This window comes from Paenarthrobacter sp. AMU7, assembly GCF_041200195.1.
Taxonomy (GTDB): Bacteria; Actinomycetota; Actinomycetes; order Actinomycetales; family Micrococcaceae; genus Arthrobacter.
The window spans coordinates 3,768,917-3,784,280 of sequence record NZ_CP165735.1; the positions used below are offsets into that span (position 1 = coordinate 3,768,917).

General features: G+C 63.7%; 12 protein-coding genes. 4 read left to right on the forward strand and 8 right to left on the reverse strand.

All coding sequences use genetic code 11. The features are described 5' to 3' along the window. Nucleotides 1-2 precede the first annotated feature (2 nt). Nucleotides 3-407 (forward strand): sterol carrier family protein, encoded by a 405-nt coding sequence (locus ABQM86_RS17295; RefSeq protein ID WP_207594667.1) that lies wholly within the window; start codon nt 3-5, stop codon nt 405-407. Nucleotides 408-475: 68 nt separating this feature from the next. Here the strand turns inward: ABQM86_RS17295 and ABQM86_RS17300 are convergent, their stop codons facing one another. The 4 genes from ABQM86_RS17300 to ABQM86_RS17315 all read right to left on the reverse strand — a co-directional run bounded on the left by ABQM86_RS17300 (nt 476) and on the right by ABQM86_RS17315 (nt 5,476). Further along, on the reverse strand, nt 476-1,957 hold the full coding sequence (locus ABQM86_RS17300) for a cation:dicarboxylate symporter family transporter (RefSeq protein ID WP_207594669.1): 1,482 nt from the start codon (nt 1,955-1,957) through the stop codon (nt 476-478). 268 nt (nt 1,958-2,225) lie between these two features. After that, a complete protein-coding gene (locus ABQM86_RS17305) occupies nt 2,226-2,993 on the reverse strand; it encodes an SDR family oxidoreductase (protein WP_280623505.1) in 768 nt (255 codons plus the stop codon). Nucleotides 2,994-3,027: 34 nt separating this feature from the next. Then, on the reverse strand, nt 3,028-3,795 hold the full coding sequence (locus ABQM86_RS17310) for an aspartate/glutamate racemase family protein (protein ID WP_369745085.1): 768 nt from the start codon (nt 3,793-3,795) through the stop codon (nt 3,028-3,030). Between the two features lie 115 nt (nt 3,796-3,910). Beyond that, nucleotides 3,911-5,476, reverse strand: a complete 1,566-nt coding sequence (locus ABQM86_RS17315; protein WP_369745086.1) for an NCS1 family nucleobase:cation symporter-1 — start codon at nt 5,474-5,476, stop codon at nt 3,911-3,913. A gap of 290 nt (nt 5,477-5,766) precedes the next feature. Here ABQM86_RS17315 and aceE point away from each other — a divergent pair, with 290 nt between their 5' ends. Next, entirely contained in the window at nt 5,767-8,529 is a 2,763-nt protein-coding gene (aceE, locus tag ABQM86_RS17320) for a pyruvate dehydrogenase (acetyl-transferring), homodimeric type (RefSeq protein WP_280623508.1), read from the forward strand. Nucleotides 8,530-8,611: 82 nt separating this feature from the next. Here aceE and ABQM86_RS17325 read toward each other — a convergent pair whose 3' ends face one another. Continuing rightward, nucleotides 8,612-8,803, reverse strand: coding sequence for a DUF1508 domain-containing protein (locus ABQM86_RS17325; RefSeq protein ID WP_207594679.1), 192 nt, complete (start codon nt 8,801-8,803; stop codon nt 8,612-8,614). A 160-nt stretch (nt 8,804-8,963) separates the two neighbouring features. Here ABQM86_RS17325 and nboR point away from each other — a divergent pair, with 160 nt between their 5' ends. Together nboR and ABQM86_RS17335 are read left to right on the forward strand one after the other, a co-directional pair. Beyond that, a complete protein-coding gene (gene nboR, locus ABQM86_RS17330; RefSeq protein ID WP_207594681.1) occupies nt 8,964-9,602 on the forward strand; it encodes a nicotine blue oxidoreductase in 639 nt (212 codons plus the stop codon). A 41-nt stretch (nt 9,603-9,643) separates the two neighbouring features. Continuing rightward, on the forward strand, nt 9,644-10,111 hold the full coding sequence (locus tag ABQM86_RS17335) for a GNAT family N-acetyltransferase (RefSeq protein WP_207594683.1): 468 nt from the start codon (nt 9,644-9,646) through the stop codon (nt 10,109-10,111). A 57-nt stretch (nt 10,112-10,168) separates the two neighbouring features. Here ABQM86_RS17335 and ABQM86_RS17340 read toward each other — a convergent pair whose 3' ends face one another. Genes ABQM86_RS17340 through ABQM86_RS17350 form a run of 3 tightly spaced genes read right to left on the reverse strand, consistent with a single transcriptional unit; the run spans nt 10,169 to nt 15,256 of the window. After that, complete coding sequence (locus ABQM86_RS17340) at nt 10,169-12,991, reverse strand: molybdopterin-dependent oxidoreductase (RefSeq protein WP_369745087.1); 2,823 nt, start codon at nt 12,989-12,991, stop codon at nt 10,169-10,171. Further along, on the reverse strand, nt 12,981-13,919 hold the full coding sequence (locus ABQM86_RS17345; protein ID WP_369745088.1) for an FAD binding domain-containing protein: 939 nt from the start codon (nt 13,917-13,919) through the stop codon (nt 12,981-12,983). Before ABQM86_RS17345 ends, ABQM86_RS17340 begins: the two co-directional genes overlap by 11 nt. Continuing rightward, on the reverse strand, nt 13,910-15,256 hold the full coding sequence (locus ABQM86_RS17350) for an XdhC family protein (protein ID WP_280623512.1): 1,347 nt from the start codon (nt 15,254-15,256) through the stop codon (nt 13,910-13,912). The genes ABQM86_RS17345 and ABQM86_RS17350 overlap by 10 nt, the downstream gene beginning before the upstream one ends. Nucleotides 15,257-15,364: the final 108 nt, after the last annotated feature.

Consider the following 15,364-nt stretch of genomic DNA (forward strand, 5'->3'; position numbering starts at 1 on the left):
CCATGGCCGTTGCACGACGCCGCGTCAACATTGAGGAAGGCCGCGCCGCGCTGGGAGCCTGGCGGGCCGCCGTCGAATCTTCCGGCACCGTTGGTTCGCCGGGCACCGTTGCCGGGAACCCGCCGTCGCGCTCGTTAATTGCGACGGCGGTCCGCTACTCCCTGGAGGAAGTCACCGCCCGCGCTCCCGGCAATTCGGTGGAGGTCCGCGTGCCGCCGTTCGGCGTCACCCAATGCGTGGAGGGTCCCCGCCACACGCGCGGAACTCCACCGAACGTGATCGAGTGCGACGCCGCCACGTGGCTTTCGTTGGTGACCGGCAGCCTTTCGTGGGCGGACGCGGTTTCAACCCACCGGGTGACCGCGTCCGGCCTGCGCGCGGACCTCTCCGGGCTCCTCCCCCTCTAGGGAGTTTTTCTACAGCCAATGCCCCTAAGACCGTGTCTTAAGGGCGTTGGCTGTATAAAACTCTGGAGTTAGTCCGGGGTGGACGCCTGGCCACTCCGCTTGCTCATTTCGAATTGCGGGATGTCCTCCGCCGCGGGGCCACCGCGGAACTTCGGGGACGGTTCCTGGCCACCGCTGATGCGTTCGAGTTCTTGCTCCTCAAACACCTCTTCCTTGCCGAGCATGATGGCGGAGTCATGGTTGGTGATTTCGCCGTTGAAGGCGCGCAGCATGACGCTGCGGTCAAACTGGCCTTCCCATTTGGCCACCACGAACGTTGCCACGCAGTTGCCCAGCAGGTTCACCACCACGCGCATGGAGTCCATGAGGCGGTCGGCTCCGAGGAGGAGTGCAACACCGGCTACAGGGAAGATGCCCAACGCTGCTGCCGTGGCGGAAAGCGCCAGGAAGGAGGAGCCCGGCACGCCCGCCATGCCCTTGGAGGTCAGGAGCAGCACGCCGAGGGCAGCCAACTGCTGGCCGAGGTCAAGATTATGGCCGAACGCCTGGGCCAGGAACAGCAGCGAGATGGAGAGGTAGATCGCGGCGCCGTCGAGGTTGAAGGAGTAGCCCGTGGGAACTACCAGACCCGTGGTGGCACGCGAGCAGCCGGCATTGGTCAGCTTGGTCATGATGCGCGGCATGACCGCTTCGGTGGAAGCCGTACCGAGCGCCAGCAGGAACTCTTCACGGGTGTATTTGAGGAAGGACCAGAGTGGTACACGGGCGAAGCCCCATGCCACCAGGAACAGCAACGCGATGAAGACAATCGCCGCACCGTAGCAGGCAGCTATCAGGAGGGCGTATGTACTGAGCGTGCCCAGCCCGTACTGGCCGATGATGAACGCCATGGCACCGAACGCGCCGATGGGGGCCACCTTCATGATCCAGGACATGATCTTGAAGATCAGCTCCAGGACGGTCTCCATGAGGCTGATGACCGGCATGCAGCGTTCGCGCCCGATAACCACGATGGCCGCACCGAAGAAGACCGAAAAGAACAGGACCTGGAGCAGGCTGTTGTTGGCGAAGGCGCCAATCACGCTGACGGGAATAACATCCAGGATGAATGCTGCTGCGTCCTTGGGAGGCGCGTTTCCGGTCTTGGCGTTGAGGGCGTCCTGGGACAGCGTGGAGGGGTCGATGTTCAGCCCGGCGCCGGGCTGAACGATGTTTCCCACGATGAGGCCGAAAACCAGGGCAAAGAGGGTGGCGCCGGTGAAGTACAGGAGCGCCTTGACCCCGACCCTTCCGACCGCCTTGACGTCGCCCACTGCCGAGATGCCTGTGACGATCACGAGGAAAATCAGCGGGGCAATGATCATTTTGATGAGTTGAATGAATCCATCACCCAGTGGCCGGAGGGCGGACCCGATGGTCGGCCAAAAATGGCCGATGAGTACACCTGCGACGACGGCGATCAGGATTTGAAAAAAGAGCGACTGGTACAGCCGCTTTTTCTTCTGCGGGGCCGAACTCGCCTTCAGCGCCGCGGGGTCTGGGATCTTCATTGATCTGAACCAATCAGTTTGGGAACAGCCCCACATTTTCGGGGGATATTTTCAATGTAATCCTGCTCACATCATTCCGCAAGGGGGAAATGAGTTTCCATATTATGGAAGTCACATTTGGTTTAGAAGGTCCGCGCCTGCACCTCCACCACCTTCTTTGAGCACGAAAATGCCCGCGACACACCCCCTGTGAGGCGTGTCGCGGGCATACGGCTTTCAAAGTGGGTGGTGGCGGTAAGCGGCCTGGCGGTCGGGGCAGGCTCTTGGGTTAGCCGCGGCCTACGAAGGGCATGCCGGCAGCCGTCACCACCAGGGAACCCACACTGGCTGACGCCGGCATGTTGGCCATCATCAGCACAGCCCGGGCGGCGTCGTCCACGGGGAACATGGGTTCCACTTTGCGGCTCCCGTCTGCCTGCAGCGCGCCGGAGCCGACGCCGATGGTGTCCATGATTTCGGTGCGGGTATTGCCGATGTCGATCTGCCCGCAGGTGATGCCAAACTCCCGGCCATCCAGCTCTATGCTCTTGGTCAACCCCGTCATCGCATGCTTGGTCACCGTATACGCCACAGACCTGGGCCTGGGCGAATGCGCCGAAATGGAGCCGTTGTTGATGATGCGGCCACCCTGGGGCTCTTGGGCCTTCATCGTCCGCACAGCCTCGGCCGCACACAGCATGGAGCCGGTCACGTTGACCCGCAGCGTCGCTTCCCACTCGTCCACACTGATCTCGCCGACGTCTCCGGCCGGCCCAAAGATCCCGGCGTTGTTGAACAGCACATCAACCCGGCCCCAGCGCCGGCGGACCTCCGCGAAAAGATGCGCGACGTCGTCGGGCGCTGTCACGTCGCACGGAACCGCAAGCGCCTCCGGATGGTCGCCGGCGGTCTCCAGCAGTTGCGCCTCACGGCGCCCGGCCAGCGCAACGCGGTAACCCTCGGCGAGCATCAGCCGGGCAACGGCCCGCCCGATCCCCGAACCTGCCCCGGTGACGACGGCGACCCTCGGGTTGGTGGGCGGACTGGAGTCGGTCATGTGGTTGCCTTTCGGGGAAATGAGGGTGGCAGTGTCAGCCCGCGGCTTGGCTTGCGGCTGGCTGGGGTGGCGTTGCTGGGGCTGAGGTTATCGGCCAGCCTATGACAGTCTTCGGACGCGGCGTGGCATAAGTCCTGACCTTGGACGTGGACAGGCCGAGGCGGACCAAGGACTCGGCAATGGTGACCGCCGCCGCCACGCCGTCCACTACGGGGACGCCGGTGCGCTGACGGATCTCCTCATCGAGTCCGGCCATACCGCCACAGCCAAGGACTATCACTTCGGCTTTGTCTTCATGGACTGCCTGCTCGGCCTGGCCCACGATCGCCTCCACAGCACGCTCCGGATACTCCTCGAGTTCCAGGACAGCCATGCCGCTGGCCCTCACAGAAGCACAGCGCGCCTCCAGGCCGGCGAGCTTGAGGCGGTCCTCGATGAGCGGAACCGCACGGTCCAGCGTGGTGACCACCGAATACTTGTGGCCCAGGAACATCGCGGTGCTGGCTGCGGCCTCGGTGATATCGACCACCGGGACATCCAGGAGTTCCTGGAGGCCCTCGCGGCCGTGCTCGCCATAGCCGGCCTGGACGACGGCATCGAAAGGCCCGGGGTAGTTGACCACGGCGTCCATGACAGCGATCGCGGCGAGGTAGCTCTCAAAGTTTCCCTCGCAGGAGTCGGCGCCGAAACGCGGGGTGATGCCGATGATCTCGGTGCCGGGGGCAGCTGCGGCACGGGCCTGGGCTGCGATGGAGTCCGTCATGGACTGGGTGGTGTTGACGTTTGCGACAAGGATGCGCATGGAGTTCCTCTCAACGGCAGCGCCCGTCCCCTGCCGACTGGCTTGGATCCGCTTGCTGGAACTCGTTGTGCCAGTGGGATCCGGGAGGACGGGCGACGCCGTGACGTTCGGTGTGTCAGTGGGTGCTGGCGACGGCGATCGGCTCGCCGGAGACGTCCTCGTGGACCTGCTTCTTGTCCGCGACAGCGAAGTACGTCAAAGCGGCGACGCCGGCTCCGATGAACCAGGCGAACGGTGCAGCTGCTGCCAGCCCGGGAATGAAAGCGATGGCAATGGCAATGCCGGCTGCCGGAAGCATGGCAATGATCGCTTTCGGGTTCACGCCGCGCTTGTAGAAGTAGGCACCCTTGGGATCCTCGGTGTAAAGCTCGGGGACGTTGACCTTGCCGCGGCGGACCAGCCAGTAGTCGGCCATGACGACGCCGAACAGCGGGCCAAGCAGCGCACCGAGGCCACCCAGGAAGTACACGATGACAATCGGATTGTTGTAGAGGTTCCACGGAAGGATGACCAGGCCAATGGTGCCGCTGACCCACGCAGCCTTGCGGAAGTTCAGGTGCCGCGGGAACAGGTTGGTCAGTGCGTAGACCGGAGCCACGAAGTTGGCCATCAGGTTCACCGCGATGGTGAGGATCAGGAGGGCGAGGCAAGCCAGGACCAGCAGGAGGGTATTGGGAATGCTCTCCACAATGTCCGAGGGACTCTCAATGACAGTGCCGTTGATCTTGTACTGACCACCGGCCATCACCACAACGATGGCGCCGAAGAGCAGCATGTTGATGGGGATGCCCCAGAAGTTGCCCTTGACGATCGACTTCTTGGAAGCCGAAGAGCGCGTGAAGTCGCAAAAGTTCAGGACGAAAGTTCCGTAGATGGAAACCCACAGTGCACCACCGGCAAAAATGGTGAGCCACATTTCGGTACCTTCCAGGCCCTTGATGCCGCTCCACTGGATGGCTCCGCCTGCTTCGATGAAGACCCATACCGCGATCGCAGCCATGGTCACCAGGATGATGGGCCCGGCGAAGGCCTCGTACTTTCGGATCATTTCCATGCCGAAGCTGACGATCACCAACTGCACAATCCACAGTGCCACGAAGGAAAACCAGCCCAACGTGGAGAGGCCAAGGATGGAGTTGCTGTCCAGGTCCTTCAGGCCGGGGGCCATGGCCACCAGCATGACGCGGAGGACCACCGAAGCCAGGTAGGTCTGGATGCCGAACCATGCCACGGCAACGGCGCCGCGGACCAGGCTGGCAATTTGTGCTCCGCGGATGCCAAAGCTGATCCGGCTCATGACCGGGAAGGGAACCCCGGTCTTCTCGCCCATGAACCCCGAGAAGTTCAGGAGGGCGAAAAGGAGGATGGCGCCGATTCCGAGGGCCACCAGAATCTGCCAGCCGCCCAGACCAAGGGAGAACAGGCCGATGGCGAAGGCGTAGTTACCCAGGCTGTGGACGTCATTGGCCCAGAGGGTAAAGATGCTGTAGCTGGTCCACTTGCGGCCTTCGGCCTTGGTGGGAGCGAGGTCGATGTTGTAAAGACTGGGGCTGATGGTACGGCCTGATACTTCGGAAGCAATGGCGCAGAGGTCAGTGTTGCCTACGACCGGATGGTTGGGGCCACCTGCGTCTTTGTCTCCCGGAGTCTCAGTGACGCCGACTGATGAAGTCGTCTGCATCGTGGATCTCCACTTCGTACTGATTCCACAATGCGGAATCTAGTTATTGAATAGTGAAAGCACTCTATGACTCAGGTCACGTAACGTCAAGGGTTGCGGGTGTATGCAGGGTCACATTCGGTTGCTTGGGCAAAGCTTTCCCAGTTGACTGATTCGGATACGCAATCCGTGTTGACGCTGCCCATCAGCAGACGTAATCTCGAATTGCAGAATTTTATTCTCACAATACGAAATTCCTTGAGCGCCCCCACAGAGCAAGCGCCCAGACATTCAATGAAGAGAGGTTGGACGTGGCTGCAGGAGAAGAGACCTCACACATCCTCAGCGGGTTGACTGCCCAGCTGCCTGATCGTGATCCGGAAGAGACCGCGGAGTGGATTGAGTCCCTTGATGCGTTGATCGCGGAGCAGGGTACCGAGCGTGCCCAGTACATTATGCGTTCGTTGCTTCAGCGTGCCGGCGCGAGGTCGGTGGGTGTGCCGATGGTGACGACCACTGATTATGTGAACACGATCCCGGTGGACCAGGAAGCGCCGTTCCCGGGGAACGAGGAGTTCGAGCGCCGGTATCGTGCGTACATGCGGTGGAATGCCGCGGTCATGGTCCACCGTGCGCAGCGTTCCGATATTGGTGTGGGCGGGCATATTTCCACCTATGCCGGGGCCGCGACGTTGTATGAGGTGGGGTTCAACCACTTCTTCCGCGGCAAGGACCACCCCTCCGGCGGGGACCAGGTGTTCTTCCAGGGCCATGCTTCCCCTGGCATGTACGCCCGGGCGTTCATGGAAGGCCGTCTGACCGAGGAGGATTTGGACGGGTTCCGTCAGGAGAAGTCCAAGGCCGGCCATGCGTTGTCTTCGTACCCGCACCCGCGCCTGATGCCGGATTTCTGGGAGTTCCCGACCGTGTCGATGGGTATCGGCCCGATGAACGCGATCTACCAGGCCCAGTCCAACCGGTACCTGCAGAACCGTGGCATCAAAGACACCTCGGACCAGCAGGTCTGGGCGTTCCTCGGTGACGGGGAAATGGACGAGCCCGAGTCCCGTGGTTTGCTCCAGCTCGCCGCGAACGAGAACCTGGACAACCTGAACTTCGTGATCAACTGCAACCTCCAGCGCCTGGACGGACCGGTCCGCGGCAACGGCAAAATCATGCAGGAACTCGAAGCGTTCTTCCGCGGTGCGGGCTGGAACGTGATCAAGGTCGTGTGGGGCCGGGAATGGGATTCCCTGCTGGAAGCAGACCAGGACGGGGCGTTGGTGAAAATCATGAACGAAACCCCCGATGGTGACTACCAAACCTACAAAGCCGAGTCCGGCGGGTTCGTGAGGGAACACTTCTTCGGCAAATCCCCGCAGACCAAGGACATGGTCGCGGATTTGGACGACGAACAGATCTGGGGCCTCAAACGCGGCGGCCACGACTACCGCAAGGTCTACGCCGCGTACAAGGCCGCGACCGAGTTCAAGGGCAAACCCACCGTGATCCTGGCCAAAACGGTCAAGGGCTACGGACTGGGCCCGCACTTCGAAGGCCGCAACGCCACCCACCAGATGAAGAAACTGACCATGGAAGACCTCAAAGCCTTCCGTGACCACCTCCGCATCCCCATCAGCGATGACCAACTCGACGCTGACCTCTACCGGCCCCCGTACTACCACCCCGGCATGGACGCCCCCGAAATCAAGTACCTCATGGAACGCCGGGCCGAGCTCGGCGGGTTCGTCCCCGAACGCCGCCGCAAACACACCGAGGTCACCTTGCCCGACGCGAAGTCCTACGACGTAGCCAAACGCGGATCCGGGAAACAACAAGCCGCCACCACCATGGCCTTCGTCCGTTTGCTCAAGGACCTGATGCGGGACAAGAACTTCGGCGCCCGGTTCGTGCCCGTCGTCCCCGACGAATCCCGCACCTTCGGGATGGACGCGTTCTTCCCGACCGCGAAAATCTACAACCCCAAAGGCCAGAACTACCTCTCCGTGGACCGCGACCTCGTCCTGGCCTACAAAGAATCCCCCGCCGGACAACTGATCCACCCCGGCATCAACGAAGCCGGCGCCGTCGCAGCCTTCACCGCCGCCGGCACCGCCTACGCCACCCACGGCGAACCCCTGGTCCCGATCTACGTGTTCTACTCCATGTTCGGCTTCCAACGCACCGGCGACTCCTTCTGGGCCGCAGCCGACCAAATGACCCGCGGCTTCATCATCGGCGCCACCGCAGGACGGACCACCCTCACCGGCGAAGGACTCCAACACGCCGACGGACACTCCCCCCTCCTGGCCTCCACCAACCCCGCCGTGAAAACCTACGACCCCGCCTACGGCTACGAAATCGGCCACATCATCCGCCACGGCCTCGAAGAAATGTACGGCGAGGCCTCCGAGGACCACAACGTGATGTACTACCTCACCGTCTACAACGAGCCCATCACCCAACCCGCGGAACCCGAAAACCTGGACATCAACGGACTCCTCAAAGGCATCTACAAACTCGCAGACGCCCCCACCGCGGACAGCACCAACACAGCGAACCGCCCCACCGCGAACATCCTCGCCTCCGGCGTGTCCGTGCCCTGGGCCCTCGAAGCCCAACGGATCCTCGCCGAAGACTGGAACGTCGCCGCCGAAGTCTGGTCCGTGACCTCCTGGAACGAACTCCGACGCGACGGACTCGCCGCCGAAGAACACGCCTTCCTCAACCCCGGCCAACCCGCCCGCACCCCGTTCATCACCGAACAACTCGCCGGCCACACCGGACCCGTCATCGCCGTCACCGACTACATGAAAGCCGTCCCCGACCAAATCCGCCAATTCATCCCCAACGACTTCGCCTCCCTCGGAGCAGACGGCTTCGGCTTCTCCGACACCCGCCAAGCCGCACGCCGCTACTTCAAAAACGACACCCACTCCATCGTCGCCAAAACCCTGCAGTTGCTGGCGGCGAGGGGCGAAGTCGAGGAGGGCGCGCCGTCGTACGCCATTGACCGTTACAAACTGCTGGACGTGAACGCCGGCACCACCGGCGGCGCAGGCGGCGACGCCTGACAACCCGCACAAAAAAGTTGGCGGCTGTGTTCGTATGGAACACTGCCGCCAACTTTTTTTCGCTGGGTTCTTTGGACCGGACCTAGGTACCCAGGTTCCTTCGGTCCACCACAAAGCCCGTTGCCGCATTTTCGCGGACGGCGTTGATGCCGGCCACCACGGCCTTGAGGTTCGGAAATTGTGGCGACACTGCCACAACCGTGCCGTCCTCGGCGGTGAGCCTGAACCGGAATGAGTTGGATCCTGCTTTGAGAATTTCGAAAGTGCCAGCCATATTTTCTGTTCCTTCACGCGTCGTTGCGTCTACGAGCTGACTGCACAACTCCCCCATCGACAATAATGGCCATTTACGCCGATCAAAAGGCCTACCCGCGGGTAATCTGCAACCGAATTAGGTAGATGTACCAGAAAGCAAGCCAGGAGCTAGAGACCGCATGCACCCCCGCGCGTATCGTGAGGATATGACTGACTCCGGCATGGCCCCCACCACGGGCGTGCTCCTCGCTGCAGGGGCCGGCACCCGCTTGGGGCGCGGCCCGAAGGCGCTGCTCCCATTCCGCGGCCGGACGTTGGTAGAGGTTCTGGCCAACACCCTGTTCGACGGCGGCTGCCGCGAGGTTGTGGTGGTACTCGGCGCCGAAGCCGACCGCGTCAGAAGCGTCACGGATCTGGGCCCCTACGTGGTGGTGGAGAACGAGCAGTGGGGTAAAGGCATGGCGGGCTCTTTCCGCGCCGGAATCGACGCCGCCACCCCTGGCAACAGCATCATGGTGGCGCTGGTGGACCAGCCCGGATTAACTCCGACGGCGGTGAGCAGGCTGCTGGGCAGCCACCGTCCCGGCCGGGTTACCGCGGCCGCGTACCCTGATGAGTCGGGCCACCTGAAGCGCAGGCACCCGGTGATTTTCGACGTCGGACTCCGCGCCGAAGCCGCTGCCGCGGCTCATGGCGACACGGGAGCGCGCTCGTTCCTGAAGGCCCATCCCGGCCTGGTGGACCTGGTGGACTGCAGCGACCTTTGCTCCGGCGAGGACCTGGACACGAAGGACCAGCTGCACTTGCTGGAGATGTAAGTATTGGTACCTGGGTCAAAGGCCCGGGTAACTTTGGACGCATGATCCGCATTGATCTTGACGATCCCGCACGCCCCGATGTCCACCAACTCCTCAGCGAGCACCTGGCCGACATGTTCGCCACGTCGCCCGCTGAGAGCGTGCACGCGCTGGACCACTCGGCGTTGTCACACGAATCCATCACGTTCTGGACGGCACGCGAGGATGGTGTGTTGCTGGGATGCGGTGCGTTGAAGACGCTCTCCGCCGGGCAGGCCGAGATCAAGTCCATGCGCACTGCGGCCAGCGCGCGGGGACGCGGAGTGGCCACCTTGATGCTGGGGCACATCGTGGCCGAAGCCCGCGTGCGAGGGTTCGAGCGCCTGAGCCTGGAAACGGGAACCGAGGATTATTTCGCTCCGGCCCGCCGGTTGTATGCCCGGCACGGTTTCACCGAATGCCCCCCATTCGGGGACTACACCCTGGACCCGAACAGTGTGTTCATGGAGCTCGCCGTCTCACCCAAGTGAGTAACAGCAAACGTCGCACTGAGGGCTCATACCGACGTTTGCTGTTACTCAGTTGGGCTACACGGGCGCAGTGGTGCGGTCGCGGAGGGCCAGGTAGATCTTGTCCCGCGCAATGGGCAGCTCGCCGAAGCGGATCCCCGTTGCGTTGCGGATCGCGTTGGCCAGGGCGGGAGCCACGGGGTTGAACGGGCTCTCGCTCATGGACTTCGCGCCAAGGGGGCCAGTGGAGTCATTGGTAGCGGCGAAGTACACCTCGCTCCGGGGCACGTCAGCGAACGACGGGATGTGGTACTGCCGCAGGATGTCCGTGGTGACCCGTCCGGCGTCGTCCACTTTCACTTCCTCATACAGCACCGCGCCGAGGGCCTGCGCAATGCCGCCCTCGATCTGTCCACGGCATTGCCGCGGATTCACCACAACACCGGCGTCGGCGGCCTGGACACTCTGCAGGATCCTCAGCTCACCGGTTCCCGTATTAACGGCAACCCGGAAGCCATGGACGTTGAACGCGACAGATCGCGGCGTCCCACCCCAGTTGCCGTCGGTGGCGAGCCGAACGCCCTGCAGCCGGGCGGCGTCGACGATTTCCGCCAGCGTCACCGTGCGGTCGCCACACTCGACGGCGCCATCCACCAGCCGGCAATCCGCCAGGGCCGCTCCGGTCAGCGAAGCGGCCACCGTCTGGATCCGGGTGGCGAGTTCCAACGCGGCACCGAGTGTCGCCTTGCCGGCCACCACGGTTCCGGCCGAGCCAAAAGCCCCGGTGTCGTGCTCCACGAGGTCGGTATCGGACTGGCGGACCGTCACCTTGGACGCCGTGGTCGCAAGCGCCGTGGCGGCCAGCTGCGCGTGAACAGTTGTGGTGCCGTTCCCAAATTCGGCAGTACCGACGTCGACGGCGAACCTTCCGTCCGCTTCCAGGCTCACCCGGGTGTGGGCGAAATGGCCGCGCGGCGGGACGGTGTCGATCATGGACAGGGCCGAGCCCTCCCCCACCACCCAGTCCGGTCCGAGGTCGTCCAGTCCGGCGGCGCGGTATCGTTCCTTGCCCCGGTCCAGGGCGTCCCGCACCAAAGCAACACACTGGTCCAGGCCGTAGCTTCCGTAGTGCACGTCTTCTTCCGGCTCGGGGGTGGTGGACAGCATGTGATCACCGGGGCGGACCATATTCTTGAGCCGGAATTCGAGCGGATCCATGCCGATGCCGACAGCCAGCTCATCGATGGCCGACTCGATCGCGAAGATCATCTGGCTCAGCCCATACCCGCGGAAGGCACCGGCGGGGACGGTGTTGGTGTAGACCGCGTGCGCGTCCACTTTCTTGTTCACGCACTTGTAGACGGCCAAGGATTCGCCACAACCGTGGAACATCACTCCCGGCGCATGGTTTCCGTAGGCACCGGTGTTGGTGAGGACGTTCAGTTGAAGCGCGGTGAGGGCACCGTCACGGCTGGCACCCGCTTTGAGGTGAATGGTGAAGGGGTGGCGCGTAGTGGTTGCCGTGAACTGCTCGGTACGGGTGAACTCCAGCTGGACGGGCCTGCGAAGAGCCAAAGCGGCAAGCGCCACCAGGTCCTCGGTGAGGATTTCCTGCTTGCCACCGAATCCGCCGCCAACCCGGCCGGCCACCACCCGGATGGTCTCCGGCGCAAGGTTGAACACCCGGCTCAGCGTCCGTTTTACCAAGAAGGGAACCTGCGTGGAGGAACGGATCATCAAGCGACCCTCCTCATCCAGCCAGGCAATGGAAGCATGCGTTTCCATGGCCACGTGCTGCACCCGTTGGGTTTGGTACGTGTGCTCGTGGATGAAGTCCGCAGCCGCGAACCCATCAGCAACACTCCCAAGTTCGGCATGGACCTCTGCCACCACATTCTGGAGCGGGCGGGAAATGCGGGAGAAGACTCCGTCCTTTTCTCCGTGAATCGCCGGGGCTCCGGGAAGGATGGCTTCCTGCGGAGTGAAGACCGGTTCCAGCAGTTCGTACTCAACAGCCAAGGCGCGGGCGCCGGCCTCTGCCGCCCCAACGGACTCGGCGACGACGGCCGCAACCCGCTGGCCGATGAACCGCACCACGTTATCCAACACACGGGTGTCATCGGGATCGTCGGTGTAATTCTCGTGTTGGGCCGTGGAGAACAGCAGCTGCGGTGCGTCCTCATGCGTGAACACCGCCACGACCCCGGGAACCGCCAGCGCCGGGGCCTTGTTGATGGACACAATCCGGGCATGCGGGTGCGGCGAACGAAGGAGCTTCATGTGCAGCAGGCCCGGAAGTTGCCCGGCCGGGACATCAAGGGTGTAGCGGGCGGTTCCGGTGACCACAGCCTGACCGGCGGGTGCGGGAACGTTGTCGCCGAGCTGACCGGGAGTGGCGGGCACAACCGCGGTGGGAACGGCAGCTGGCGACTGCGCCCCCGAAACGTCAACTCCGGCGTCGTGCTGGTGATCGCCGCCGTGGCCGCAGACCGCGTCCGCGATGGAGCGGTAACCGGTGCAGCGGCATAGGTTGCCTTTGAGGTTGCGCGGCAGGTTGGCGCGTTGCTCGTCGTCGAAGGTGGCCGCGGTCATCATCATTCCGGCAGTACAGAACCCGCACTGGAAACCCTGGGCTTCCAGGAACTGCTCCTGCACTGGATGCAGGCCTTCTGCGCTGCCCAGGCCCTCGATGGTGGTGACTGCTTTGCCCTCGGCACGGACAGCCGGGTAGATGCAGCTGTGGACGGGTGTTCCGTCAACATGGACGGTGCAGGCTCCGCAGTCGCCGCCGTCGCAGCCCTTCTTGACGCCAAAGTTGCCCTCTTCGCGGAGGAACGTGCGGAGGCACTGGCCGGGGCGGGGTGTGGCCTGCGAGGCAGTTCCGTTGATCTCAATTGCCATTCGGGGCCTCCTTCTGCTGGGTGGTGGATGGTGCGGGCTGCGTGGACGGCTGGGGCGAGGTGTTGTGTGGCGGCCAGAAATCGCCGGACACGGTCATGGACTCGCCCAGCAGTTCCGCCCGGATTTCTTCGGCCAGCTTGAACGTCATGTCGCGGCGCCAAGCGGGGAGCCCGTGGACATCGTCGTGGTACAGCGGCCAGGAAATCGAATCGCCGACGGCGTCAGCCAACGTCCCGGCGTCGGGAACCTGCCCGGCAGGGAACCTCAGTTGTACCGGCCTTTTGGTCGAGGCAGTCACAGTGATGACCAAGGCGCCGTCGGGGTCGAGCCGTCCGATCAGCAGCACGCCTGAGCGCCCGAGGTTGCTGAGGGACAAACGCCGGAAGGCAACCCTCGCGGAAAGGGCGCCGGCGGGGAGATGGATACTGCGCAGCAGCTCTCCCGGCGCCAGGTCAGTCTGCATATCCCCTGTAACGACGTCGGCCACCGGAACTTCCCGGCTGGTGCCATCCGCACTGAGGATGGTGGCGATGCCGTCCAGTCCGGCGCACAACGACGTCATGGGCCCTGCCGGGAGGCCGGTGCAAATATTGCCGCCCACCGTGGACATGTTCCAGATCTTGAACGAAGCCACGAACGAGTCGCAGCAAGGGCGGATCAAGGCCAAGCCAGGCCATTCACGGCTGGCTGCTTCGGCAGTTTGCGGCAAGGCGTACAGCTGCGCAACGGTGCAGGTGGCGGCGAGTTCGATGCCCTTGTCCGTCACGGTCACGGCGGGCCAGCCGGCCTGGCCAAGGTCAAGAAGCCGTTTGAGGACGGTGCTTCCGTAGGAGAAAAGGACCGTGCCACCGGCGAGCCAGGCATCGCCGTCGCGCCATTGTGCGGGGTCCGTGGTGGGGACCACGGCCTCGATGGTGTTCATGTCCATGGGTCCTCCTGAGTGAGGTGTTGAGGTGCTGGGTGGATCGGAGCCGGGTGAATCGGGCCAATGCTGTCCTTGAGTGAAGGGAAGCCCGGGGTCTTTCCGGCCGCACTGCCCCCTCGCTCCTGGGCGGCCGCCCCGCGTTCCGCCACGATTTCCGCCGTAATGGATACCGCTACTTCCGCGGGGGTCACGGCGCCAAGGTCCAGTCCGATAGGTGAATGCAGCCGTTCCAAGGACTCCGGCGTCGTGCCGGCCTCGAGCAAAGCGTCGACGCGCTGGCGATGGCTTCTACGTGATCCCATCGCCCCGACGTAGGCCAGGTTGAACCGGAGTGCCGTCTCCAGCAAGGGAATATCAAACTTTGGGTCGTGAGTCAGGACGCACACCACAGTCCGGTTATCGATGCGGCGGGCCGCTGCTTCGGCTTCCAGATAGCGGTGCGGCCAATCAGTGACAACTTGGTCTGCCCCCGCGAAGCGGCTTTGCCGGGCGAAGGCAGGCCGGGCATCGCAGAGGGTGACGTTGTAGCCGAGCAGTTGTCCGGCGGGGAGCAACGCGGCGCCAAAGTCGTTGGCACCAAAGATCAGCATCCGCGCGGCCGGCAAGCGGCTTTCGACGAATAGTGTGATGGGCTCGGGCTGGGTTTCCTCTTCCTGGTGCTCAGCTGCCCACCTGTCCGTGGTGACCCAGCCATCGATGCAGCCCTCCGGCGGGGCGAGCCGGACCAAGCCGGCACGTCCGCCCTGGAGCAGCGGCTCCACCTGCGCGGCGGCCGCGAAGAGTGTGGAGGGATGGTCTCCCACCAGCTTGGCCAGTTCCTCCGATTCCATCGCGCGGAACCTCACAGGATCATGCACGACGACGACACCGCCCGCCGCATCCAGCCTGCGGATCAGCGCCACGGCAGGAGGGGCCACGGAAAGCTGGGCTTCGGAAGGGTGTGCCGTGGTGGACTGGCCTTTTAAGGATGACAGTCCGGAGAAAACCGAAAGTTCAGTGAAAACGGAAAGTTCCGGAGAGCCTGCTCCGAGCGGCTGGATGTGGACTTCCAGTTCTCCTCCACAGGTGAGCCCTGCAGCGAAGGCGTCCTCGGAACTGTAGCCGAACGACTCAAGGCGGGGGCCGCCGTCGCGCATTGCTTCCAGGGCCGCTTCCACCACGGCACCTTCCACGCAGCCTCCGGACAGGCTGCCCAGTATTTCGCCATGTTCGGAGACCATCATGGAGGTCCCCATGGGCCGCGGCACGGAGCCGCCGGTCCCTACGATCGTGGCCACAGCACATCGCTGGCCGGAGACCGCAGGCCGCCAGCTGCCCAGTGAAGGCATCAGATCCAGCATGGCAACACGTCCTTTTTCCAGGTGTCCCGGCCGGGTGGCCCGGCCGGAGCAGTGCGCGATCTTGCCTCATATTCTCATTTCCAGAGGTTGTTGAGGGGAAGTCGCGGC